Consider the following 22,711-nt stretch of genomic DNA (forward strand, 5'->3'; position numbering starts at 1 on the left):
CGGATCGCACATCCCAACCGGATAGGGAAACCTCTGTCTCGGTCAGAACACTAGGCGCCCAGGCCCGAGCGTTCTGCATGCCAGTTAACCCAGATCACGTTGCTGTTCCTCAACAAAGCGACATATGACTCCCGCGGGTCGTCGAGTTATCCGGAAGGCCCACGACCCGAAGCGCGTAATAATGCTCAAAGCATTACAACCTCCGAACCCGCCCGCGGTTCCGTTGGCACTGACGTCAGCCGCTCCGGCCGGAGGGGACGCGACCCCGCCCTGGGCCATCGGCCTGGCAGCCCTGCTGCTGATTTGGCCAGCCGCATGGAACGGCTACCCGCTGGTCTTCGCCGATACCGGGACCTATCTCGGCCAGGCCCTGATGGGCTATGTCGGCTGGGACAGGCCGCCCTTCTACAGCCTCTTCATTCACGCCCTGCACTGGAGAATTTCGCTCTGGCCGGTGGTGATCGGCCAGGGGCTGCTGGTGGCGCATCTGCTGCACCTCGTGCTGCGGGTCCAGCGCCAGCCGGGGCCGGTGCCGCTGGTCGTCGCTGCTGCGGCGCTGGCGATGCTGACCGGCCTGCCCTTCGTCGCCGCCCAGATCATGCCGGACGTCTTCACCGGCCTTGTCGTGCTCTGCATCTGGCTGCTTGGCTTTCACTGGTCGGCGCTCGGGCGGTGGGAGCGGCCTTACCTGCTCGGCCTCGCCAGCCTGGCGGTGGTGGTCCACCAGAGCCATGTGCCGCTCGCCATTGGCCTCGCGGTGATCTCTGCCGCGCTGCTCGGCTTCAGCCGGGGGGCTGGGGCGGCGATGCGCGGCCTCGGCCGGATGCTGCTTCCGGCGGTCCTTTCCATTGCCGCCCTGCTGGCGGTGAATGCGGCGGCGCACCGCATCATCTCCATCTCCCCCTTCGGCTCCGTCTTCCTCGCCACCCGGCTGATCTTCGACGGCAGCGGGCGTGCCTATCTCGAGCGGAACTGCCCGGCGATCGGCTACCGGATCTGCGGCGCGCTCGACCGCATCGGCACCGAGCACAACCTCTTCCTTTGGACGCTGGACGGGCCGCTCTATGCTGATCTCGGCGGGCCGAAGGCCTGGACGCCGGAGGCCCGGGCCATCATCCGCGGCGTGATCGCCGATGACCCGCTCGGCGTGGTGGCCGGCACGGTGCGGAACACGCTGCACCAGCTCGTCACCACCGCCAGCGGCGACGGCCTCGAAGCCTGGCCCAGCCTGCCCGGGCCGGAGCCGGTGATCGCCCGCTTCTTCCCAGGGGAGCATGCTGCCTACCGCGCCTCCCGCCAGCAGCAGGGCGAGGCCCGTCCCTTTGCCCACAGGCTGACGCCGCTGCATGTCGGCGCCTTCTGTCTCGGCTTGGTCGGGCTGCTGGTGCTGGCCTTCCGCCGCGGCTGGTCCCTGCCGGAACTGGCGCTGGCGGCGCTGCTGGTCGCGGCGATGATAGGCAATGCGGCGATCACCGGCGGCCTTTCCGGCCCGGCCGACCGCTACCAGGCGCGGCTGCTCTGGCTCAGCCTCTTCGTCGCCCTGGTGGTGCTGCGGCCGAAGCTGCGGGCGGCAACAAGGCCGGGCGGCAGCGAGTTAGTCGGCGCCGGCGGCACCGGCTGAGGCTGCGGGCGGCGCGCCATCCATCAGGATGGCGGCGAGCATGCCGGGGCGCGGCCTCGACGCGTAATGGGAATGCTGCCGGGAAGGGCGGCGCCGCTGCCCCGCCATGCGGCTCTTGAGCGAAGCGGGGCAACGGGCGATCCTGCCCGGCAAGGCCCGCGCTTCACGCCTCGGCCGATGCGAAGGAGGAGCTGGCCGCATGCCCGGACCGCTCGCGGGCATCCGCGTGCTCGACCTGACCACCGTGCTGGTCGGTCCCTACTGCACCCAGCTCCTCGCCGAGATGGGCGCCGAGGTCACCAAGGTGGAGGCGCCGGAGGGCGACATGGTCCGCCTGATCGGACCCGGCCGCAGCCCGGGCATGGGCGGCATGTTCCTCACCATCAACCGCGGCAAGCGCAGCATCGCCCTGGACCTGAAGCGCCCCGAGGCACGCGAGGTGCTGCTGCGCCTAGCACGCGGGGCCGATGTGCTGGTGACCAACATCCGCCCGGCGGCGATGGCCCGCCTCGGCCTCGACTATCCGGCGCTCCGCGCGGTCAACCCGCGCCTCGTCTACGGTGCCGTGCTCGGCTATGCGCAGTCCGGCCCCTATGCCCCGCGCCCGGCTTATGACGACCTGATGCAGGGCGCCGCCGGCATCGCCCACCTGCAGTCCCGCACCGGCGACGGCACGCCGCGCTACGCGCCGCTCGCCATGGCGGACCGCGTCACCGGCCTCGCCGCGCTCGGCGCCCTCTGCGCCGCCCTCGTCCACCGCGAGCGGAGCGGGGAGGGGCAGCTGGTCGAGGTGCCAATGTTCGAGACGATGCTGAATTTCGTCCTCGGCGACCATCTCGGCGGCAAGGTCTTCGACCCGCCGCTCGATGCCGGCGGGTATGGAAGGCTGCTCTCGCCCGACCGCCGCCCCTACCGCACCCGCGACGGCCATGTCTGCACGATGATCTACAACGACCGGCAGTGGCGCAGCTTCTGTGTCGCGGTCGACTGGCCGGACCTGGTCTCGACCGACCCGCGCTTCGCCAGCCACGCCACGCGCACCCGCCATATCGACGCGATCCTGGCGATGCTGGCCGGGGAATTCCTCAAGCGCAGCACCGCCGAGTGGATGGAGCTCCTGGCCGCCGCCGACCTGCCGGTGACGCCCGTGCATACGCTGGAGAGCGTCTTCGAGGACCCGCATCTCCGGGCGACCGGCTTCTTCGGCCGCGAGGAGCATCCGACCGAGGGGCCGCTCACCCGCATGGCCGTGCCCTTCGCCTTCTCCGCCTGCCCGGCCGGCGAGCGCAGCCCGGCACCCCGCCTCGGCGAGCACAGCGCTACGATCCTGCAGGAAGCCGGCTATGGGGAGGCGGAGATCGCCGCGCTGCTCTCGGCCGGCGCCGTCCGCGGCGTCGAACCGGCCGCGCCAGGGGACGTTGCACCGGCATGCGCCCCTGGATGATCCTCGCCCTTCCGCTGCTCGCCGCCTGCACGGATCACGCCGGGCGCCCGGCGCCGGGCCCGACCCGCGGCGACGCGGCCGCCGCCAATACCGGCCTGCTGCGCCCCGAGGCCGGTGTCGATCCCGGCATCCGCGCGCCCCTGCCCAATCGCAGCCCGACGACGACCCCCGTCATCCCGCCCAATCCCGCCATCCAGGGACGCTGACTGGCCGGAGCGCAGGACGGCGCCTATGCTTCCCGCGTGCCCGGCTTCACCCTCACCCCCATCGGCCATCTGGAGACACCATGGCCGAGCCCTGCGGACTGCCCGCGCAACGGCCGCCAGCCCGAGCCGCGCCCGCTCTGCCGCGCCGTCATCGCCGAGCCCTACCGCGAGGGGCTCGACCAGCTCGACAGCTTCTCCCACCTGATCCTGCTCTACTGGATGCACCTCGCGGAGCCGGCGCCGTTGACCATCACACCGCGATTCGCCGCCGGCCCGCGCGGCGTCTTCGCCACCCGTGCCCCGGTGCGGCCCAACCCGATCGCCCTTTCCGTCGTTCAATTCGAGGGCTTCGCCGCGCCCGGCGTGCTGCTGGTCCGCAACCTGGACTGCGCCAGCCTCACGCCGCTGCTCGACATCAAGCCCTATCTGCCGACGGTCGATGCCGAGCCCGAGGCGAGCATGGGTTGGCTCGCGCCCCGCTAGAGCAAACTGCGATCAAGTGGGATCACCTGCTCGGAGGAACTTGCTTGGCGGGACAATAGATGAGAGCGGCTTCCGTGAGCCAGTGCGAACGGAAACCGCTCTCGTCACACGCCGCCGCAGCCCTTCGCGCGCAGCGCCGCCACCACCCAGTCGCGCTCCCAGCGTCCGCCATCGATCGCCTCCTGCGCCCGGGCCTCCTTCGCTTGGTGTCCTTCCGCCGCCGTGATCGCCTCCGCCGCCTCCGCCGCCGGCAGCACGACGACGCCATCCTCATCCGCCATCACGAGGTCGCCCGGCATCACCACCTGCCCGCCACAGGCGACGGGATAGCCGATCTCGCCGGGCCCGTCCTTGTAGGGGCCCGAGGGCGTGATGCCCCGCGCCCAGATGCCGATCGGCAGCTCGCCGAGTTGCGCCGCATCGCGCACCGCGCCATCGACGATGACCGCCGCGATTCCGCGCCGCGCGGCCCAGCCCATCATCAGCTCGCCGGTGATGGCGATGTCGAGATCGCCGCCGGCATCGATGACGATGACATCGCCGGCCTCGGCCATGTCGATCGCCCGGTGCAGCATCAGGTTGTCGCCCGAGCGCGCCCGCACGGTGAAGGCCGGCCCCGCCACGGCGAGCGTGCTGCCGAAGGCGCGGAAGCCGCCGCGCATGGTCTGCATGCGGTTCACCACATCGCCGATATTGGCGGCCGGGATGGCAGCGGCGCGGGCGCAGAGCGCGCGATCGACGCGACTCGTCACCGGCCGGACTCGGAAGCCGAGTGTCATGGGCTGTCTCTCCATTGGATCATGGGCCTGCATCATGCCTGGCGGACGGACTCTGTCGAGCCGCGGGAGTTCGCTTCTCAAATTTGCGTGCGCCGATGACGCTACCGGATCCCTTGGTCCTCCGGCACGTATCGCAACAGTGACGTTACCGGATCCACTCGATTCCAGGACCCAGTTCCGAGAGCCGCCTGGATGATCGCGGCTCCGCTATTCTGGGGCTTAACAGCATCGTGTCCATGGATGAGCAGAGTTACCTTTGTGCGCTAACAGGAACGAAGTATTCCATCCAATAGGTTGAAAAATCATCCTGGCTACAAATCAACCGAGTGCCTGACGCCGACCCCCAACCGGAGGCTTTGATGACGACGCCGCGCCCCATCCTGATCGTCGAGGACGATGCCGCCCTGCGCGCCACGCTGGCCGAGCAGCTTGCCCTTAACGGCGACTTCACGGCCGATGAGGCCGAGAGCGCAGGCCAGGCGGAGGCCAAGCTCGCCGACGCCAATGCCCGCTACGACGCCATCCTGCTCGATATCGGCCTGCCCGATGCCGACGGGCGTGACTTCTGCGCCAAGCTCCGCCGCGACGGCCGCCGCATGCCCGTCATCATGCTGACCGGTGCGGATGGCGAACAAGATGTCGTCCGCGGGCTCGATTCGGGCGCCAACGATTACATCGCCAAGCCCTTCCGCCTGCCGGAGCTGCTGGCCCGTGTCCGCGCCCAGCTCCGCATCTTCGACAACAGCGAGGATGCGATCTTCTCCATCGGGCCATACATGTTCCGCCCGAGCGTCCGGACCCTGATGGAGCCGGCGCGCAACCGCCGCATCCGCCTGACCGACAAGGAATGCGCGATCCTGAAATACCTCTACCGCGCGGGCGGCAAGCCGGTGGGGCGGCAGATCCTGCTGAACGAGGTCTGGGGCTACAACAGCGCGGTGACGACCCACACGCTGGAGACGCATGTCTACCGCCTCCGCCAGAAGATCGAGCCCGATCCCTCCCAGGCGCGGCTCCTGCTGACCGAGGCGGGCGGCTACAAGCTCGCCCCCGCCGCCCTCGGCCTCGGCCAGGCCTGAGGAGCGTCTTGCCAGTCCTTTGGCCGGGCAGCAGCATGGCGAGCCCGCCAAAGGACGCGCCGGATGAGTGAACTGCCGAGTGCCGTCGAGCTGGAGGAGATCACCGGCGCGCCGGCCCCGGCCGCTCCCGACATCTGCCTCGGCGACTGCCTCCTGAGCGAGGGCCCGCCGCTGCCGGGCGCGGCCCGGCTCGCCCTCGCCGCTGCCATGGCCGAGGCCCGCTACCACCGCATCGGCCTCACCAGCTACCGCGATCCGGCCCGCATCGCCGATGCCGAAGCGCTGCTGCGCGGCGCTCCCCGCCGCCCCGGCCTCGTCTGGCAGGTGTTCTGTCCCGACCTCGGGGCCGTTCGCCGTGCCCTCCTCGCCCAGGACAGCGGCTGGGGGCCGGAGGAGCTGCTGCTGCCGATCGCTGCCACCGACGCCGCCGCCCGGGCGCTGTTTGGCGAGGATAGCGCCGCCCGCTGAGCGGGCATCGCCGCGATGGCGGCCGAGGCGAATGGCCGCTTCACCCTCTGCGCCAGCATCGCCGCCGCCTTCGCCGAATCCGCCATGCCCGCCGGCGTGCTGGACGATGCCGAGCGCCTGGCCGAGTTCGGCATCACCCGCATCGCCATCGCCGATGCGGAAGGCGCCGCGACGCCGCCCCGCCTCCGCGACCTGATCGGCTGGCTGCATGGCGGGCTGCCGACTGCAAGCTTCATCGCCCGCTTCGGCGACCGGCGCGGCACCGCCCTCGCCAATACCCTTGCCGCGATCGAATCGGGGATCACGGAGGCCGACGCGGCGCTGGGCGGCGCCGGCGGCTTCTGCTGCGCCGAGGAATTAGCAGCGGCGCTTGCCGCCATGGGCCTCGGCACCGGCCTCCAGCCGGCGCCGCTGCGTCGTGCCGGCCGCGCTGCCGAGCAGGCGCTCGGCCGCGCGCTGCACAGTCGCATCCTGCGCATGGAGGAGGCTGGCTAGAGCAAACCCCGGTCGGATCGAGTGATCGACTCGACCGGAAAACAGGCCGGAGCGCGTTCCGTAAGCCGGGCAGAGGAAACGTGCCCCAACGCTGCTCCCGCCCGATGCCGCCGGCGGAGGTTGCCCTCGCCCGCTGTCCGCGCCGCCGCATGGACCGGCGTGCGGCCTGCGTCAGGCCGCCAGCCGCACCCGCGCCGCCGCCTTCACGAGGTCGGCGCATTTCTCGCCGATCATGATGGCAGGCGCATTGGTATTGCCCGAGACGACCGTCGGCATGACCGAGGCATCGGCGACGCGCAGCCCCTCGATGCCCCGCACCCGCAACTCCGGATCGACCACGCTCGCCGCGTCGCCGCCCATGCGGCAGGTGCCGCTCGGATGGTAGATCGTGATGCCCGTCCGCCGGATGAAGGCGAGGATCTCGTCGTCGCTCGCCGTCTCCGCGCCGGGCACGATCTCCTCCTCCACCCATTGCCCGAGCGCCCGCGTCTGCGCCAGCCGCCGCCCGAGCTTGATGCCCTCGACCATGCAGCGCCGGTCGGTCTCGGTGGCGAGGTAATTGGCCTGGATGCGCGCCTTCGCCATCGGGTCCGCGCTGGCGAGCGTGATGCTGCCCCGGCTCTCCGGCCGAAGCTGGCAGGCGCTGATGGTCATGCCGGGGAAGGGATGCAGCTGCTGCATGCTCTTCTCCGCGCTGAAGGGCAGGAAGTGGTACTGCACGTCGGGCGTCGCGCTGCCCGGCAGCACGCGCGCGAAGAGCCCGGCCGTGCCGGCGCTCACCGTCAGCGGCCCGGTGCGGCGGATGGCGAATTCCGCCCCCATCAGGAACTGGCCCCAGAGGCTCCGAGTCCGGGTGTTCATGCTAACCGGCTTGTTGATCCGAAAGGCCAGCCGCGCCTGGAAATGGTCCTGCAGATTGGTCCCGACCGCGGGCAGGTCATGCACCACCTCGATGCCCATCTCCTGCAGATGCCCTGCCGGCCCGATTCCCGAAAGCAGCAGCAGGTGCGGCGAGGCGATGGCGCCGCCGCAGAGGATCACCTCCCGCTCCGCCCGCACGGCCAGCATCGCACCATGCCGGCGGAAGCGCACGCCGGCCGCCCGGCGCCCCTCCAGGACGAGTCCGGTGCTGTGAGCATCAGCGACGATGATGAGGTTGGGGCGGTTGCGTGCCGGCTTCAGATAGGCCTTGGCCGCGCTCACCCGCCAGCCCTTGCGCGAGGTCGTCTGGTAGAAGCCGGCGCCTTCCTGCGTCTCGCCGTTGAAGTCCTCGTTGCGCGGGAAGCCGAGCTCGACCGCTGCATCGACGAAGGACTGCGCCAGCGGATTGCGGTCGCGCAGGTCGCTGACGGCGAGTGGCCCGCCCGTGCCATGCAGCCGGCTCCCGCCGCGTTCCTGGTCCTCGGCCCGGCGGAAATAGGGCAGGACATCCTCGAAGGACCAGCCAGTGCAGCCGAGCTGCCGCCAATGGTCATAATCCTCCTGCTGGCCGCGAACATAGAGCAGCCCGTTGATGGCGGAGGAACCGCCGAGCACCCGCCCGCGCGGCCAGGGCACCCGCCGCCCCTCAAGCTCAGGCTCCGGCTCGGTCATGAGGTTCCAGGAAAGCGTCGGGTGATACATGGTCTTGGCATAGCCGATCGGCACATGCAGCCACGGGTTCCAGTCCCGCGACCCGGCCTCCAGCAGCACCACCCGCACGGAGGGATCCTCCGAGAGCCGCGCCGCCACCGCGCAGCCGGCCGAGCCGGCGCCTACCACGACATAGTCGGCGCTCACCGGCAGGTTGTCGCTCATCCTCGTCCCTCCCAGACCGGGCCTAGTGAAGCCTTGTTGCCCCCGTGCGCCAAGGGGCTTGCCGGGGCAGGGGAGGGGCGGGAGACTGCCTGCCATGCCCGTGCTCGATGCCCTGGCCGAAGCCCTCGGCCCAAGACACTGCCTGACCGACCCGGCGGATCTGGCGCCCTACGCCGTCGACTGGCGCGGCACCTCCCGCGCCATGCCGCTCGCCGTGCTGAAGCCCGGCACGGTGGAGGAGGTCTCCGCCGCCATGCGCCTCGCCAGCGAGGCGGCCATCCCGGTCGTCCCGGCCGGCGGCCGCACCGGCCTCGCCGGCGCCGCCGTGGCCCGCCCGGGCGAGCCGCGCTCCCTCATCCTCAGCCTCGAGCGGCTGAACCGCATCCGCGACGTCGATGCGCGCGACTTCTCCCTCGTCGCCGAGGCCGGATGCGTGGTGCAACAGGTGCAGCAGGCCGCCGCCGCCGTCGACCGCCTCTTCCCCATCGCCTGGGGCGCGCAGGGGACGGCGCAGATCGGCGGCATGCTCGGCACCAATGCGGGGGGCATCCGCACCATCCGCTGGGGCAATGCGCGGGAGCTGGTGCTCGGCCTCGAGGTCGTCCTCGCCGACGGCCGGGTGCTGAACGACCTCCGCCGCGTGCGGAAGGACAACAGCGGCTACGCGCTGCGCCATCTCTTCATCGGCGCCGAGGGCACGCTCGGCGTCATCACCGCCGCCGCGCTCCGCATGGTGCCGCCGCTGCGCGCCGTCGAGACCGCTTTCCTTGCCGTGCCCTCACCGGATGCGGCGCTCGCCCTGCTCTCCCGCATGCAGGCTGCCGGGGCGGAGCTGGTCGCCTTCGAGCTGATGAACCGCCTCTGCCTGGAGATGGTCGCCCGTCACGGTCCGCAGCTCCGCCTGCCGCTGCCGCTGGAGAGCCCCTGGTTCGTCATGGTCGAGCTCGCCGCGCCGCACCCCGCCGTCCCGGTCCGCGCCATGCTGGAGGCGGCGCTGGAAGCCGCGCTCGAGGCCAGCGAATGCACCGATGCCGTCCCCGCCGAAAGCGAGGCCCAGCGCCTCGCCTTCTGGCGCATCCGCGAGGACTTCCCCGAATTCGCCCGCGTCGACGGTCCGTCCATCTCCACCGACACGGCCGTGCCCGTCTCCGCCGTGCCCGCCTTCCTCGCCCGCACCGAGGCAGCGCTGGCCGAGCGCTGGCCGGAGGGCCGCATGTTCGCCATCGGCCATGCCGGCGACGGCAACATCCATGTCAGCCTGAAGGCCCCGCCCGGCCTCGCCCAGCCGGACTGGGCCGTCCGTGCCGGCGCCGCCGACATGGTGGTGAACGAGATCGCCACCAGCCTCGGCGGCAGCTTCAGCGCCGAGCACGGCATCGGCACCGGCAAGCTCCACGTCATGCAGGCGCTGAAGGACCCGCTGGCGCTGGAGCTGATGCGGCGGATCAAGGCGACGCTCGACCCGCAGGGCATCATGAACCCGGGCAAGGTGCTTCCGTCGAACTAGGCGGGCCTCAGCTCATCCAGTTGCCGCCGTCGATGTTGTAGGTCTGCGCCACGACATAGCCGGCGTCCGGCCCGGCGAGGAAGGCGGCGAGGCCGGCGATCTCCTCCGGCCGTGCCATCCGCCCGATCGGCACCGCCGCGCCGACCTGGCGCTTCTTCTCGCCCGGCGGCAAGCCCTCGTAGCGGGCGAAGCGCCGGTCCACATCGTCCCAATGCTCGTTGTCGACCACGCCCGGCGCGATGGCGTTGACGTTGATGCCGTGCCGGATGAGGTCGAGCCCCGCGCTCTGCGTCAGGCTGATCACCGCCGCCTTGGAGGAGCAGTAGACGGCGACCAGAGCCTCGCCACGCCGCCCGGCCTGGGAGGCGAAGTTGATGATCCTGCCGCCGCCGCCCTGCGCGATCATCTGCCGCGCCGCCGCCTGCAAGGTGAAGAGTAGCCCCTCGACATTCACCGCATAGACGCGGGCATAGCTTTCGCGCGTGATCTCGACGATGGGGGCCAGATCGAAGATGCCGGCATTGTTCACCAGGATGTCGAGCCGGCCGAAGTCCGCGACGGTGCCGGCGATGGCGGCGTCGATGCTCTCCTGCCGCGTGACGTCGAGATGGAGCGAATGCGCGCCCTCGCCGATCGCCTGCGCCGCCGCGGCGCCGGCCTCGGCATTGAGGTCGCCGATCATCACCCGCGCGCCCTCGCGGACATAGCGTTCGGCGATGGCGCGGCCGATGCCGCGCGCTGCGCCGGTGACCAGGGCGGATTTCCCGCGCAGCATCATGACGTCGTCCCCAGGGATGAAAGGGCAGGGTAGAGCGTCCGCCAGCGGGGCAGCCGCTCGGCATAGGCGGCGGCGAGGCCGGGCTCGGGCAGGATGGTTTCCGCCCGCTCCGGGGCGGTGCAGACCGCCTCGGCCGCCTCGCCGGTGACGGCCAGCCGGGCCAGCCGCGCCGCGCCGAAGGCGCCGCCCAGTTCGCCCGCCGCCAGGCGGTGCAGCGGGATGCCAAGCGCCGCGGCCAGGATGCCGACCCAAAGCCGCGAGCGCGACCCGCCGCCGATCACCGTCGCCTCCCGCAGCGCCGTGCCGGAGGCGGCCAGCGCATCCAGCCCGTCGCGCAGCGAGAAGGCGACGCCTTCCAGCACCGCCTGGGTCAGCGTCGCGCGCCCACTCTCCTGCGACAGCCCGGCAAAGGCCCCCCGCACCGCGCCGTCATTGTGCGGCGTCCGCTCGCCGGAGAGGTAGGGCAGGAAGAGCGCCTCGCCCGACGCCCGAACCGCCGGCACCTCCGCCAGCAGCGCCGCCTCCGACGCACCCGCGACGCCGGACCACCAGGCGAGCGAGGCGGCGGCCGAGAGCGTCACCCCCATCTGGTGCCAGGTCCCGGGCAATGCGTGGCAGAAGCTGTGCACCGCCCCCTGGGGCCAGGGCCGGTAGTGCTCCGTCGTGGCGAAGACGACCCCCGAGGTGCCGAGCGAGACGAAGGCATCGCCCGGCCTGATGGCGCCGAGCCCGACCGCGCCCGCCGCATTGTCGCCCGCGCCCCCGGCCAACAGCGGCGGCTGCTCGAACCCCCACTCCGCCGCGAGGGCCGGCCGCAGCCGCCCGGCCGGCGCGCTGCCCTCCACCAGCCGCGGCATGGCCTCCCGCGACAGGCCGGTCGCCCCGAGCAGTTCCTCCGACCAGTCCCGCCGCCCGACATCCAGCCAGAGCGTGCCGGAGGCGTCCGACATCTCCTCGGCCATCTCGCCGGTCAGCCGGTAGCGCAGCCAGGCCTTGGGCAGCAGCACATGCCGGGTGCGGGCGAAGACCTCCGGCTCATGCCGCTGCAGCCAGAGCAGCTTCGGGGCGGTGAAGCCCGGCATGGCGAGGTTGCCGGCGATGGCATGCAGCCCCGGCACCGCCGCATCCATCGCGCGGCATTCCGCGGCCGCGCGCGTGTCGTTCCAGAGGATGCAGGGCCTCAGCACCGCCCCCGCCTGATCGAGCAGCACGGCGCCATGCATCTGCCCCGAGAGGCCCACCCCCCGCACCGCCGCCCAGTCCCGTGGCCGGGCCGCCCGCAACTCGGCGGCGAGGCCGAGCAGCGCCTGCCACCAGGCCTCCGGGTCCTGCTCGCTCCAGCCCGGATGCGGCCGCGTGACGGAAAGGGGCCGCGCCGCATCCGCCAGGATGCGCTGCGCCTCGTCCACCAGCAGCGCCTTGACCGAGGAGGTGCCAAGGTCGATGCCGAGGAAGATGCTCACCCCGCCGCCTCGACCTCGGCCGCCCGCGGCAGGTCCGCCCCGCGACGGGCACAGGCGAGGCCGGCCGCGAGCTCCGCAGAGCCCAGCGCGTCGCCGAGCGCCTCCATGCCGAGCCCTGCCAGGGCCTCGCGCCGCAGCAGCCCGCGATGCCGCAGCCGGGCGAGCAGCGCCGCATGGAAGGTATCGCCCGCGCCCACCGTGTCGATGACCTCGACCGGCCGCGCCGGCACCTCCACCCGCCCGGCGGAGGACCAGCCGATGGCGCCGCGCCCGCCCTGCGTCAGCACCACGAGCGCCGTGCCCTCCGCCAGGCGATCCTGCGCCCAGGCCTCGGCATCCACGCCCTCGCCATAGGCTGTCTCGAGATCCTCGCTGCTCAGCTTGACGATCGCCGCAAGGCGCAGGAAATGCCCGAGCCGCTCCCGCCATCGTCCGAGATCGCCGACCACGGACGGCCGCAGGTTGGGGTCGAGGCTGAGGACCCGCTGCGCCGCCTCGCGCTCCGCCAGGGCGAGCAGCGTGCTCCCCACCGGCTCGACCGCCAGGGCGAAGGAGCCCATGGCGACGGCCTCGACGCCAGGCCCGAGCGCCGCTGGAAGGTCGCCGGGCGACAGGTCCCGGTCGGCGCAGTTCTCGGCATGGAAGCTGTAGGTTGGCTGGCCCTCCGCATCCGCCGAGACGATGGCGAGGGGCGTCGGCCGCGGGCTGCGGCGGGCAAGGGCCGTATCGACGCCCTCCGCCGCCAGCCGCGCGGCGAGGAAGTCGCCAAAGGCATCGCGCGACAGGCCGCCGAGATAACCCGCCGGCACCCCAAGCCGCGCCAGCCCCACCGCGACGTTGAAAGGCGAGCCGCCCGCCGTTGCCCTGACCGGCAGCGCCGCGCCGCCCGCCGCTTCGCCGAGGAAGAGGTCCATCAGCGCCTCGCCGCAGACGAGGATCATGCAGCGAGCGGATGCTGCTCGAGCGCCGGCAGCGCCTGTCCCGCCTCGTCGAAGAGATGGCAGGCAGCGCCATCGACCGCCAGGCGGACCGGCGCCCGCGCCGCCGTCTGGTCCCCGCCCTCGATCTGCACCACCAGAGGCTCGCCCCCTGCCAGCGTCACATGCAGCAGCGTCAGCCCACCGAGCCGCTCGGCCAGCCGCACCTCGCCGGCAAGCGCCCCCTCCGGGTGCGGCCGCAGCGCCTCCGGCCGGATGCCGAGGGTCGCCGTCCCGCCGGCCTGCGCACCGCTCATCGCGGCCGGCACGGTGAGTTCCGCCCCCGAGCGCAGCGCCACCCGCACCCCGCCCGCATCCGCCCCGAGGATCCTCGCCTCGAGGAAGTTCATCCGCGGCGAGCCGATGAAGCCGGCGACGAAGAGATTGGCCGGGTGGTGGTAGAGCTCGAGCGGCGAGCCGATCTGCTCCACCCGCCCCGCCTGCAGCACCACGATCTTGCTGGCGAGCGTCATCGCCTCGACCTGGTCATGCGTCACATAGACCATGGTCGCATCCAGCTCCTGATGCAGCCGGGCGAGCTCGATCCGCATCTGCCCGCGCAATGCCGCATCGAGGTTGGAGAGCGGCTCGTCGAAGAGGAAGATGCGCGGGTTGCGCACGATGGCCCGCCCGATCGCAACGCGCTGCCGCTGCCCGCCCGACAGCTCCTTCGGCCGCCGGTCGAGATAGGGTTCGAGCTGGAGGATGCGCGCCGCCTCGGCGACCTTACGCTCCCGCTCCGCCTTGGCAACGCCCGCCATGCGGAGCGCAAAGCCCATGTTCTGCCGCACCGTCATGTGCGGGTAGAGGGCGTAGGACTGGAACACCATGGCGAGGCCGCGATCCGCCGGCCCGACCTCGTTGACGCGCTTGCCGTCGATCAGCAGCTCGCCCCCGGTGATCTCTTCGAGGCCCGCGATCATCCGCAGCAGGGTCGACTTGCCGCAGCCGGAGGGCCCGACGAAGACGACGAAGTCGCGGTCCGCGACATCGAGGTTGACGCCCTTGATGACCTCATGGGCGAGATAGCTCTTGCGGATATCCTTGAGCTGGAGCGTGGCCATGGATGGGCTCCTACTTCACGGCGCCGAAGGTCAGCCCGCGCACGAGCTGGCGCTGGCTCAGCCAGCCGAAGACGAGGATGGGCGCGACCGCGACCGTCGAAGCGGCCGAGAGCTTGGCGAAGAACAACCCCTGCGGCGAGGAGAAGGAGGCGATGAAGGCCGTCAGCGGCGCCGCCTCGGAGGAGGTGAGGTTGAGGCTCCAGAAGGCCTCGTTCCAGCAGAGGATGAGCGAGAGCAGCCCGGTCGAGGCGATGCCCGGCACGGTGAGCGGCAGCAGCAGGTGCCAGAACTCGGAGCCGGTTCGGGCGCCGTCCATCCGCCCTGCCTCCAAGATCTCGCCCGGCACCTCCTTGAAGAAGGTGAAGAGCATCCAGACCACGATGGGCAGGTTCATCAGCGCGTAGATGACGACGAGCCCCGCGCGGCTGTCGAGCAGGCCGAAGGTGCGGAACAGCAGGTAGATCGGCACCAGCACGCCCACCGAGGGCAGCATCTTGGTCGACAGCATCCAGAGCAGCGTCGAGCGCGTGCGCCGCGTCGGGTGGAAGGCCATGGCATAGGCTGCCGGGATGGCGAAGGCCAGCGCCAGCACTGTCCCGCCGACCGAGACGATGACGCTGTTCAGCGCGAAATGCAGGTAGTCCGCCCGCGCCTGGACTTCCTGGTAGCTCGCGAGCGTCGGCGTGAAGAAGAGGCGTGGCGGCACCTCGATGGCCGCGACCTCGGTCTTGAAGCTGGTCAGCACCATCCAGAAGATCGGGAAGAAGAGCAGCAGCGCCACGCCCCAGCCCAGGATGGCGGTGAGCAGCATCTGCCGTCCGGTGGTGCGCATCGGCTCAGACCTCCAGCCGCTGGGCGATGGAGCGGACGAGGAAGAAGGCGACGATATTGGCGAGGATGATCGCCACCACCCCGCCCGCCGACCCGCCGCCCACATCGAACTGCAGCAGCGCCCGCGCATAGATCAGGAAGGCGAGGTTCGTCGTCGCATTGCCCGGCCCGCCCGAGGTGGTGACGAAGATTTCGGCGAAGACGGTGAGCAGGAAGATGGTCTCGATCATCACCACGACGCTGATGGCGCGCCCGAGATGCGGCAGGGTGATGAAGAAGAATTGCGCGATCGGCCCGGCGCCGTCCATCCGCGCCGCCTCCTTCTGCTCGTGGTCGAGCGACTGCACCGCCGTGAGCAAAATCAGCAGGGCGAAGGGCAGCCATTGCCAGGAGACGATGACGATGATCGCCGCCATGGGATACTCGGCGAACCAGTCCACCGGCTCCATCCCGACCGCCCGCGCCAGCACGCCGAGCACCCCGTAGATCGGGTGCATCATCAGGTTCTTCCACACCAGCGCGCTGACCGTCGGCATGACGAAGAAGGGCGAGATGGCGAGCACCCGCGCGACGCCCTGGCCCGGGAAGGGCTGGTCGAACAGCACCGCGAGCAAGGTGCCGAAGACGACGGTGATGACCAGCACGGAGCCGACCAGCACCAGCGTATTGGTCAGCGAGGCCCAGAAATCCGGGTCGGTGACGAGGAACTCGTAATTCTCGAGGCCGGCGAAGCCGCCCACCTCAGGGTTGAGCAGGTTGTAGCGCTGGAAGGAGAACCACAGCGTCATCACCAGCGGCACGATCATCCACAGCAGCAGCACGCCCACCGAGGGCGCGATGAGCGGCAGGGTGCTGCGCTTGCGCGGGCTCTCCGCGGCCGCCGGCGCGGCCGCCGGCGCGATGGCGGTGGAGGACATGGCGTGCCGGCCCTATTTCGGGTAGCCGGCCTGCCGCATGGTCCGCTCCGTCGCCGATTGCGCGCTCCGCAGCGCCTGCTCGACCGGCGCCCCGGTCAGCGTCGAGGCGATGGTCTGCCCGACCTGCGTGCCGATGCCCTGGTACTCGGGGATCGCCGCGAACTGCGCGCCCGAATAGGGCCGCGGCTCGCGCGTCTGCGCATTCGGGTTGGCGCTCATGATGGCGCGCTGCACGAAGCCGGCGAAGGGCGCCGCCTGCTGGTACTCCTGGCTGTCATAGGTCGACTGCCGCGTGCCCGGCGGCACCGAGACCCAGCCATTCTCCTGCGCAACCATGCGCACATACTCCTTCGAGGTCGCCCAGGTGATGAAGGTCCGCGCGGCGTCCTGCTGGCGGGAGGTGGCGGGGATGGCGAGGTTCCAGCTCCACAGCCAAGTCGGCCCGCCGGTGAACTCGCCCGTCGGCATGGGCGCGAAGCCGATGCGGTCCGCGACCTGCGACTGCTTCGGGTCGAAGAGCAGCCCCGCCGCGACCGTGGCGTCGATCCAGATGCCGCAGCGCCCGCCCGCCATCAGCGCCAAGTTCTCGTTGAAGCCGTTCGAGGTGGCGCCCGGCGGCCCGAATTGCCGCATCGCGTCGCTGTACCAGGTGATCGCGCTCCGCCACTGCGGCGTGTCGATCCGCGGGCGCCACTGCATGTCGAACCACTGGCCGCCGAAGGCGGTCACCAGCGGGGTGATGAAGCCCATATTCTCGCCCCAGCCCGGCTTGCCGCGCAGGCAGAGCCCGTAGACCTGGTTCGCCTTGTCAGTGATCTTCTCGGCGATCTCGCGGATCTGCGCAAAGGTTGGCTCGGCCGGCATGGTGATGCCGGCGCGCTGCAGCAGGTCGGTCCGGTAGTAGGTCATCGCGCTCTCGGCATAGAAGGGCAGCGCGTAAAGCTTGCCGTCATGGCTGATGCCGGCGCGGACGGGTGCGAGGATATCGTTGACGTCATACGCCGCCGGCAGGTTCTCGAGCGCCGAGAGCCAGCCCTGCCGCGCCCAAATCGGCACCTCGTAATTGCCGATCGTCATGATGTCGAACTGGCCGGCCCGGGTTGCGATGTCGGTCGTGACGCGCTGGCGGAGGACGTTTTCCTCCAGGACCACCCAGCGCAGCTTGATGTCGGGGTGCTGCTGCTCGAACTGCGCCGAGAGCCGTTGCATCACCACCATGTCGCCGTTGTTGACCGTGGCGATGGTGAGGGTGGACTGGGCGAGCACCGGCCCCGACGGCAAGGCGGCGGCCATGACGGCTGCCAACGCAATCGCAATCCGGCGCAACATCATTGCTGTTCCTCCCTCATGGCGTGCCGGCCCTGCCTCCGGTTGCCGGTCCCGCTGCAACATTCCTTCGCTCGTATTAGTTCCATCGCCCGCCACGGGGGCATCACGACGAGTTGCGCTAGAACCCTTCCTGCTCGGCCGCGTGCCGCAGGGTTGCCAAGCTGCCCGCAGCGTAGAGCGAGGCAAGCCAGCGCCCGAGCGGCTCCACCAGGCGCTCGTCCTCGACGAGGTCGCCGAACAGGGCGCGGATGGAGAGCAGGGGCCGCGGGTCCGGCCCGCCTTCGGCCGCCCTCTCCTGCAGCAGGGCCGCCATCGGATGCCGGATCTCGATCGTCCGGCCCTGCTCATCCTCGCCCCGGATGCGCCGGAACCAGGCCGCGAGCGCCAGGGCCAGCAGAGTCACCGTCCCGCCCGCCTGCAGCCGCGCGCGGATCGGGTCGACCAACAGGTTGATCGGGGCGTCGGTGTTGACGCGCTCCACCGTGTCCTTGATCGCAGTGTTGGCGAAGCGCTCGATGAGCTGCCGCTTGTAGCCGGCGAGGTCGACCCCCCGCACGGGCTCGAGGCTCGGCCCCGTCTCCCGATCCATCAATGCCGCCATGTAGCGGGGAAAGAGCGGATCGGCCATCGTCTCGTCGATCATGGTGTACCCGGCCAGCCGCCCAAGCCCCGCCACGGCGAGATGGCTCGCATTCAGCAGCCGCAGCTTCATCTTTTCGTAGGGCAGGACGTCGTCGACGAATTGCGCGCCGACCTCGTCCCAGTCGGGCCGGCCCTGCGGGAACCGGTCCTCGATGACCCATTGGGTGAAGCGTTCGGCGAAGACCGGCCAGCGGTCGAGGATGCCGAGCCGCTCGCGCAGCTCCTCCACCTGCGCCGGCTGCGTGACCGGCGTGATGCGGTCGACCATGGTGCTCGGGAAGCTCGCCGCGTCGCGGATCCACTCGGCGAGCACCGGCTCCTGCCGCCCCGCCAGGTCGAGCACCGCCGCCTGCAATACCCGCCCGTTGTGCTCGATATTGTCGCAGCTCAACGCGGTGAACGGCGGAAGCCCCGCATCGCGCCGTCGCCGCAGCCCCTCGACGACGACGCCGATCGCACTGCGCGGCCGCGTCGGCTCGGCGAGGTCGTGGCGGATCGCCGGATGCTCCGGATCGAGGCGCTTCGTCGCGCGGTTCAGGCAATATCCGTTCTCGGTCACCGTGAGGCTCACGATGCGGATCGCCGGATCCTCGATGGCGCGCAGCAGCGCGGCCGAGTCCTCCGCCGCCAACACCATCCCCGCCAGCGAGCCGATGATGGTCGCCTGCTCGCCGGCGCCGCTGCGCTCCACCAGCGTGTAGAGCCAGTCCTGCGGCGCAAGGCTCTCCTGCATCGCCTGGTCGCCCGGCATCAGCCCCGCGCCGAGGATGCCCCAGCGCAGCGCATCCGCCCGCCGCCCCATCAGGTCATGCACGTAGCGCGCCATGTGCGCGCGATGGAATCCGCCGAGGCCGAGATGCACGATCCCCGCCCGCACCGCCGCCACGTCATAGGCCGGCACCGCCGCCCGCGTGCCGAGCAGGGGGAGGTTGCCGCGATTGAGCGCAACCGGCGTCGCAGAATCATCCCTCGCCATGCAGTGATGCTGAAACCAAGGCGCCGCGCTGTCGAGTTCCGCAGCGCGACCCCTCACTTACAGTTGAGCGACCTACCCCTGGGCGAAGGCCGCCAGCATCCGCGCATGGCTGCGAGCGCCTTTGTGCAGGCAGCGCAGCTCGAACTTCTCGTTTGGGCTGTGCACCTGGTCGTCATTCAGCCCAAAGCCGACCAGCAGGCTGTCGAGGCCGAGCAGCCGCCGCATGCTCTCGACGACCGGGATCGACCCGCCGCTGCCGATCAGCACGGCCGGACGGCCGTATTCCTCGGCCAGCGCCCCGCGCGCGGCGCCGACCCAGCGGCTGTCCGCCGGCACCTCGATCCCCGGCGTGGTGGTGAAAACCTGCACCTCCGCCGTCGCATCGGGCGGCAGCCGCTCGGCGACGAAGCGGCGGATGCCCTCTGCCACCTTCGCCGGATCCTGCCCGGGGACCAGCCGGCAGGAGAGCTTGGCATGCGCCTCCGCCGCGATGACGGTCTTGCTGCCATCCCCCGTATAGCCGCCCCAGATGCCGTTGAGGTCGGCCGTCGGCCGGGCCCAGAGCCGCTCCAGCGCGCTGCGCCCCCGCTCGCCCGCCGGCGTCGCCAGTCCGATCTCGCCGAGGAAGGCACGCTCGTCGAAGCCGAGGCTGTCCCACTCGACGCGCTGCGTGTTGGTGACCTCGGCCACGCCGTCGTAGAAGCCGGGGATCTGCACCCGCCCGTTCTCGTCATGCAGCCCGCCCATGACCCGCGAGAGCGCGTTGATCGGGTTGAGCGCCGCCCCGCCGTAAAGGCCCGAATGCAGGTCGCGCGAGGCGGCCTTCAGGTCGATCTGCGCGTAGACCATGCCGCGCAGCCGCGTGGTGATGGCGGGCGTGTCGATGTCCCACATGCCCGTGTCGCTGATGACCGCGACATCGGCCGCAAGCTCCGCGCGGTTCTCGGCGAGGAAGGCATCGAGGCTCGGAGAGCCGACCTCTTCCTCGCCCTCGATCAGGACGGAGACGCGGCAGGGCGGCCCGCCGGCGACCTCGTGCCAGGCGCGCAGCGCTTCCAGCCACATCGCCGTCTGCCCCTTGTCGTCGACGGCGCCTCGCGCGACGACGCGCCGCCCATGCGGCCCGTCGACGGTCATGGGCTCGAAGGGCGGCGAAGTCCAGAGCGCCAGCGGATCGGCGGGCTGCACGTCGTAATGCCCGTAGAACAGCAGGTGCGGCGCAGCCCCGCCCGGCCCCGGATGATGCGCGACGACGGCCGGATGCCCCGCCGTCGGCCGGATTCCGGCGTCGAACCCCATGCCGCCGAGTTGGTCGCACACCCATTCGGCGGCGCGTAGGCAGTCCCCCGCATGCGCCGGTTGCGCGCTGATGCTCGGGATGCGGAGCCATTCGATGAGCCTCGCCTCCGCCGCGGGGGCGTTGGCATTGAGGCGGGCGAGGATGTCGGGGAGATGGGCGCTCATGCGGCTAATCCAGCACGGTAGACCCCGTCCGGGAAGTGGCAGGCGGCCCGCAGCCGGACCCGACGCCGGAACGAACGGTGCTCTGGCAACATGAGGCGGCGCCAGTGCCGTCACGCAAGGGCCGCACCACGGTCCGCCATGCGCGATAAGGACACTGACGATCCCGTTGGGAAGAGGAGGGAGGCATGCAGGTCTATCTCACGCATACGCCGGATGCGCTGGAGAACTATTACGGCCCCCGCGCCGTTGCGGCGCTCCGCCGGGTTGCCGAGGTCCGGCTCAACGAAACCAGCCGCCATCTCTCCGGCCGCGACCTGGCCGAGGCCGCCGCCGGCTGCCAGGCCATCGTCAGCTACCGGCAGTCGCCCGGCGAGGCGGCGACCTTCGAGCATGCCCCGGACCTCGTCGCCTTCCTCCGCTGCGCGGTCGACATCCGCAACGTCGATGTCGAGGCCGCCAGCGCCGCCGGCGTCCTCGTCACCCGCGCCACGCCCGGCTTCATCCCCTCCGTCGCCGAGCTGGTCCTCGGCCAGATGGTGGACCTCGCCCGCGGCATCGGCGCCGCCGCCGCCAGCTACCATCGCGGCGAGGTGCCGGCCGCGCGGATGGGCGTGCAGCTCAGCGGCAGCACGCTCGGCATCATCGGCTACGGCGCCATCGCCCGCCATCTCGCCCCGCTCGGCCTCGCTCTCGGCATGCGCGTGCTGGTGGCGGACCCCTTCGCCCGGGTCGAGGACCCGCGGATCGGGCAGGTCGAGCTGGACCGCCTGCTGGCCGAGAGCGACTTCGCCGTCTGCCTCGCCGTCGCCAACGAGCAGACGGAGAACCTGCTGGATGCCGCGGCCTTCGCGCGGATGCGGCGCGGCACCTTCTTCCTCAACCCGTCGCGCGGCAACCTGGTGGATGAGGCTGCCCTGCGTGCCGCCCTCGACAGCGGCCATCTCGCCGGCTGCGCCATGGATGTCGGCCGCGCCCCGGACCAGATGCCGACGCCGGAGCTGGCCGCGCATCCGCGGGTGATCGCCACGCCGCATGTCGGCGGCCTCACCCCGGCCGCCATCGAGCACCAGGCCTTCGACACGGTGCGGCAGGTGACGGCGCTTGCCGCAGGGCGCCTGCCGGACCATGCCGTGAATGCGGACAGGGCGCATCGCATCGCCCGCCTCGGCATCGGCGCGTAAGGGCGGCTTGCCCGCGCCGGCCGATACGGCACCATGGCCGCAAGGCGGGCGGGAAGGGATGCCATGGCGGGGATGATCGGCGTCGGGATGATCGGCCTTGGGATGGCCGTCGCACCCCATGTCCTGGCGCTTCGTGACCTCGAGGCCGCCGGGCGGGCCTGGCTGATCGGCGGCTTCAGCCCGTCCGATGCGCGCCGCGCTGGCTTTGCCGCCCGATGGGGCGTGTCCGCCTTCGACAGCCTGGACGCCCTGCTCGCCGCACCCGGCCTCGACCTCGTGCTGGTGCTGACGCCGCCTGCCGCCCATCTCCCCGTCGCCGAGGCGGCGGCTGCCGCCGGTAAGCACCTGCTGGTCGAGAAGCCTCTCGAATTCGACCTCGCCCGCGCCGAAGCCCTGGTGGCGATGGCCGGGCGCGCCGGCGTCACCCTCGGCGTGGTGTTCCAGCACCGCTTCCGCCCCGCCGCCCTCCGGCTGAAGGCGGCGCTCGACGCCGGCCTGCTCGGGGCGCCGCTCTCGGCCTCCGCCACCATCCGCTGGTGGCGCGACGCGGCCTATTTCGCCCAGCCCGGGCGAGGGATGAAGGCGCGCGACGGCGGCGGCGTGCTGCTTACCCAGGCGATCCACACCATCGACCTGCTGCTGCACCTGATGGGACCGGTCGCGGAGGCCGCTGCCTTCGCCCGCACCAGCCCGCTCCGCGCCATCGACACGGAGGACATCGTCGCCGCCGCCCTCCGCTTCGCCAACGGCGCCGTCGGCACGCTGGACGCAACCACCGTCGCCCGTCCCGGCTTCCCCGAGCGGATCGAGATCGCCGGCGCCGGCGGCAGCGCCATGCTCGTGGCGGAGCGGCTGGAGCTCCATCTGGCCGGCGCCCCACCCGAGATCCTCGACCATGGCAGCGCCGGCGGCGGCGGCGCCGACCCCATGGCCTTCGACCACGGCCCGCACCGCGCCCTGCATGCGGAAATGCTCGACGCCATCGCGGAGCGCCGGGCCCCCGGCAATTCGGGCGCCAGCGCCCTTGCCGTCCAGCGCCTGATCGAGGCGCTGCTGCGCGGGGCGGGGCAGGGGCGCTTCGTCACGCTGTAGCCCGATGGATACGGCGCCCCGGGTTGCCCCCGTCCCGCGACGGGGCCACATTGCCGGCCGAGCCCGGCGGGGCGAGCCCCGCCTGATCGGCCCCGGCGGGCAAAGGCCCGCCCAAAAC

Annotated in this window: 21 protein-coding genes; 10 read left to right on the forward strand and 11 right to left on the reverse strand. The window is 71.5% G+C overall.

All coding sequences use genetic code 11. The features are described from left to right. Positions 1-223: 223 nt before the first annotated feature. From AC5JJ1_RS10295 to tsaA, 4 genes are all read left to right on the forward strand, one after another. Positions 224-1,621 (forward strand): hypothetical protein, encoded by a 1,398-nt coding sequence (locus AC5JJ1_RS10295; protein WP_495785026.1) that lies wholly within the window; start codon positions 224-226, stop codon positions 1,619-1,621. Positions 1,622-1,820: 199 nt separating this feature from the next. Beyond that, entirely contained in the window at positions 1,821-3,065 is a 1,245-nt protein-coding gene (locus AC5JJ1_RS10300; protein WP_495785027.1) for a CaiB/BaiF CoA transferase family protein, read from the forward strand. Next, positions 3,062-3,271: a hypothetical protein gene (locus tag AC5JJ1_RS10305; protein WP_495785028.1), complete on the forward strand. Its 210-nt coding sequence runs from the start codon at positions 3,062-3,064 to the stop codon at positions 3,269-3,271. Before AC5JJ1_RS10300 ends, AC5JJ1_RS10305 begins: the two co-directional genes overlap by 4 nt. Positions 3,272-3,307: 36 nt before the next feature. Further along, positions 3,308-3,754, forward strand: a complete 447-nt coding sequence (tsaA, locus tag AC5JJ1_RS10310) for a tRNA (N6-threonylcarbamoyladenosine(37)-N6)-methyltransferase TrmO (protein ID WP_495785029.1) — start codon at positions 3,308-3,310, stop codon at positions 3,752-3,754. Between the two features lie 104 nt (positions 3,755-3,858). Here tsaA and AC5JJ1_RS10315 read toward each other — a convergent pair whose 3' ends face one another. Beyond that, complete coding sequence (locus tag AC5JJ1_RS10315) at positions 3,859-4,533, reverse strand: RraA family protein (protein ID WP_495785030.1); 675 nt, start codon at positions 4,531-4,533, stop codon at positions 3,859-3,861. A 359-nt stretch (positions 4,534-4,892) separates the two neighbouring features. On the opposite strand from AC5JJ1_RS10315, the gene AC5JJ1_RS10320 reads away from it, so the two are divergent. From AC5JJ1_RS10320 to AC5JJ1_RS10330, 3 genes are all read left to right on the forward strand, one after another. Further along, positions 4,893-5,612, forward strand: coding sequence for a response regulator transcription factor (locus AC5JJ1_RS10320; RefSeq protein ID WP_495785031.1), 720 nt, complete (start codon positions 4,893-4,895; stop codon positions 5,610-5,612). A 63-nt stretch (positions 5,613-5,675) separates the two neighbouring features. Next, positions 5,676-6,080: a hypothetical protein gene (locus AC5JJ1_RS10325; RefSeq protein ID WP_495785032.1), complete on the forward strand. Its 405-nt coding sequence runs from the start codon at positions 5,676-5,678 to the stop codon at positions 6,078-6,080. 15 nt (positions 6,081-6,095) lie between these two features. Beyond that, positions 6,096-6,575 (forward strand): hydroxymethylglutaryl-CoA lyase-like TIM-barrel protein, encoded by a 480-nt coding sequence (locus AC5JJ1_RS10330; RefSeq protein ID WP_495785033.1) that lies wholly within the window; start codon positions 6,096-6,098, stop codon positions 6,573-6,575. 171 nt (positions 6,576-6,746) lie between these two features. Here AC5JJ1_RS10330 and AC5JJ1_RS10335 read toward each other — a convergent pair whose 3' ends face one another. After that, entirely contained in the window at positions 6,747-8,372 is a 1,626-nt protein-coding gene (locus tag AC5JJ1_RS10335; RefSeq protein WP_495785034.1) for a GMC family oxidoreductase, read from the reverse strand. A 94-nt stretch (positions 8,373-8,466) separates the two neighbouring features. On the opposite strand from AC5JJ1_RS10335, the gene AC5JJ1_RS10340 reads away from it, so the two are divergent. Further along, on the forward strand, positions 8,467-9,879 hold the full coding sequence (locus tag AC5JJ1_RS10340) for an FAD-binding oxidoreductase (protein WP_495785035.1): 1,413 nt from the start codon (positions 8,467-8,469) through the stop codon (positions 9,877-9,879). 7 nt (positions 9,880-9,886) lie between these two features. Here AC5JJ1_RS10340 and AC5JJ1_RS10345 read toward each other — a convergent pair whose 3' ends face one another. The 9 genes from AC5JJ1_RS10345 to AC5JJ1_RS10385 form a co-directional block, all read right to left on the reverse strand. Next, on the reverse strand, positions 9,887-10,657 hold the full coding sequence (locus tag AC5JJ1_RS10345) for an L-iditol 2-dehydrogenase (RefSeq protein ID WP_495785036.1): 771 nt from the start codon (positions 10,655-10,657) through the stop codon (positions 9,887-9,889). Continuing rightward, positions 10,654-12,114 carry a xylulokinase gene (gene xylB, locus AC5JJ1_RS10350; protein WP_495785167.1) on the reverse strand — a complete coding sequence of 487 codons (1,461 nt, stop codon included), beginning with the start codon at positions 12,112-12,114 and terminating at the stop codon, positions 10,654-10,656. The genes AC5JJ1_RS10345 and xylB overlap by 4 nt, the downstream gene beginning before the upstream one ends. A 2-nt stretch (positions 12,115-12,116) precedes the next feature. Beyond that, on the reverse strand, positions 12,117-13,061 hold the full coding sequence (locus AC5JJ1_RS10355) for a carbohydrate kinase family protein (protein WP_495785037.1): 945 nt from the start codon (positions 13,059-13,061) through the stop codon (positions 12,117-12,119). Next, positions 13,058-14,161, reverse strand: coding sequence for an ABC transporter ATP-binding protein (locus tag AC5JJ1_RS10360; protein ID WP_495785038.1), 1,104 nt, complete (start codon positions 14,159-14,161; stop codon positions 13,058-13,060). The genes AC5JJ1_RS10355 and AC5JJ1_RS10360 overlap by 4 nt, the downstream gene beginning before the upstream one ends. Positions 14,162-14,171: 10 nt before the next feature. After that, positions 14,172-14,993, reverse strand: coding sequence for a carbohydrate ABC transporter permease (locus AC5JJ1_RS10365; protein ID WP_495785039.1), 822 nt, complete (start codon positions 14,991-14,993; stop codon positions 14,172-14,174). Between the two features lie 4 nt (positions 14,994-14,997). Beyond that, positions 14,998-15,909 carry a carbohydrate ABC transporter permease gene (locus tag AC5JJ1_RS10370; RefSeq protein ID WP_495785040.1) on the reverse strand — a complete coding sequence of 304 codons (912 nt, stop codon included), beginning with the start codon at positions 15,907-15,909 and terminating at the stop codon, positions 14,998-15,000. Positions 15,910-15,921: 12 nt separating this feature from the next. Next, a complete protein-coding gene (locus AC5JJ1_RS10375; protein ID WP_495785041.1) occupies positions 15,922-17,202 on the reverse strand; it encodes an ABC transporter substrate-binding protein in 1,281 nt (426 codons plus the stop codon). Positions 17,203-17,356: 154 nt separating this feature from the next. Beyond that, on the reverse strand, positions 17,357-18,856 hold the full coding sequence (locus AC5JJ1_RS10380; protein WP_495785042.1) for a mannitol dehydrogenase family protein: 1,500 nt from the start codon (positions 18,854-18,856) through the stop codon (positions 17,357-17,359). Between the two features lie 72 nt (positions 18,857-18,928). Then, complete coding sequence (locus AC5JJ1_RS10385) at positions 18,929-20,320, reverse strand: dipeptidase (RefSeq protein ID WP_495785043.1); 1,392 nt, start codon at positions 20,318-20,320, stop codon at positions 18,929-18,931. A gap of 185 nt (positions 20,321-20,505) precedes the next feature. On the opposite strand from AC5JJ1_RS10385, the gene AC5JJ1_RS10390 reads away from it, so the two are divergent. Next, complete coding sequence (locus tag AC5JJ1_RS10390) at positions 20,506-21,501, forward strand: NAD(P)-dependent oxidoreductase (RefSeq protein ID WP_495785044.1); 996 nt, start codon at positions 20,506-20,508, stop codon at positions 21,499-21,501. A gap of 63 nt (positions 21,502-21,564) precedes the next feature. After that, entirely contained in the window at positions 21,565-22,593 is a 1,029-nt protein-coding gene (locus AC5JJ1_RS10395; RefSeq protein WP_495785045.1) for a Gfo/Idh/MocA family protein, read from the forward strand. Positions 22,594-22,711 lie beyond the last annotated feature (118 nt).

It is taken from the genome of Belnapia sp. (assembly GCF_059504005.1).

Coding starts and splice junctions, on each gene's coding strand:
- AC5JJ1_RS10300 (WP_495785027.1), top strand. CDS start 1,821: ATGCCCGGACCGCTCGCGGGCATCCGCGTGCTCGACCTGACCACCGTG.
- AC5JJ1_RS10305 (WP_495785028.1), top strand. CDS start 3,062: ATGATCCTCGCCCTTCCGCTGCTCGCCGCCTGCACGGATCACGCCGGG.
- AC5JJ1_RS10315 (WP_495785030.1), bottom strand. CDS start 4,533: ATGACACTCGGCTTCCGAGTCCGGCCGGTGACGAGTCGCGTCGATCGC.
- AC5JJ1_RS10320 (WP_495785031.1), top strand. CDS start 4,893: ATGACGACGCCGCGCCCCATCCTGATCGTCGAGGACGATGCCGCCCTG.
- AC5JJ1_RS10325 (WP_495785032.1), top strand. CDS start 5,676: ATGAGTGAACTGCCGAGTGCCGTCGAGCTGGAGGAGATCACCGGCGCG.
- AC5JJ1_RS10330 (WP_495785033.1), top strand. CDS start 6,096: ATGGCGGCCGAGGCGAATGGCCGCTTCACCCTCTGCGCCAGCATCGCC.
- AC5JJ1_RS10335 (WP_495785034.1), bottom strand. CDS start 8,372: ATGAGCGACAACCTGCCGGTGAGCGCCGACTATGTCGTGGTAGGCGCC.
- AC5JJ1_RS10340 (WP_495785035.1), top strand. CDS start 8,467: ATGCCCGTGCTCGATGCCCTGGCCGAAGCCCTCGGCCCAAGACACTGC.
- AC5JJ1_RS10345 (WP_495785036.1), bottom strand. CDS start 10,657: ATGATGCTGCGCGGGAAATCCGCCCTGGTCACCGGCGCAGCGCGCGGC.
- AC5JJ1_RS10355 (WP_495785037.1), bottom strand. CDS start 13,061: ATGATCCTCGTCTGCGGCGAGGCGCTGATGGACCTCTTCCTCGGCGAA.
- AC5JJ1_RS10360 (WP_495785038.1), bottom strand. CDS start 14,161: ATGGCCACGCTCCAGCTCAAGGATATCCGCAAGAGCTATCTCGCCCAT.
- AC5JJ1_RS10365 (WP_495785039.1), bottom strand. CDS start 14,993: ATGCGCACCACCGGACGGCAGATGCTGCTCACCGCCATCCTGGGCTGG.
- AC5JJ1_RS10370 (WP_495785040.1), bottom strand. CDS start 15,909: ATGTCCTCCACCGCCATCGCGCCGGCGGCCGCGCCGGCGGCCGCGGAG.
- AC5JJ1_RS10375 (WP_495785041.1), bottom strand. CDS start 17,202: ATGGCCGCCGCCTTGCCGTCGGGGCCGGTGCTCGCCCAGTCCACCCTC.
- AC5JJ1_RS10380 (WP_495785042.1), bottom strand. CDS start 18,856: ATGGCGAGGGATGATTCTGCGACGCCGGTTGCGCTCAATCGCGGCAAC.
- AC5JJ1_RS10385 (WP_495785043.1), bottom strand. CDS start 20,320: ATGAGCGCCCATCTCCCCGACATCCTCGCCCGCCTCAATGCCAACGCC.
- AC5JJ1_RS10390 (WP_495785044.1), top strand. CDS start 20,506: ATGCAGGTCTATCTCACGCATACGCCGGATGCGCTGGAGAACTATTAC.
- AC5JJ1_RS10395 (WP_495785045.1), top strand. CDS start 21,565: ATGGCGGGGATGATCGGCGTCGGGATGATCGGCCTTGGGATGGCCGTC.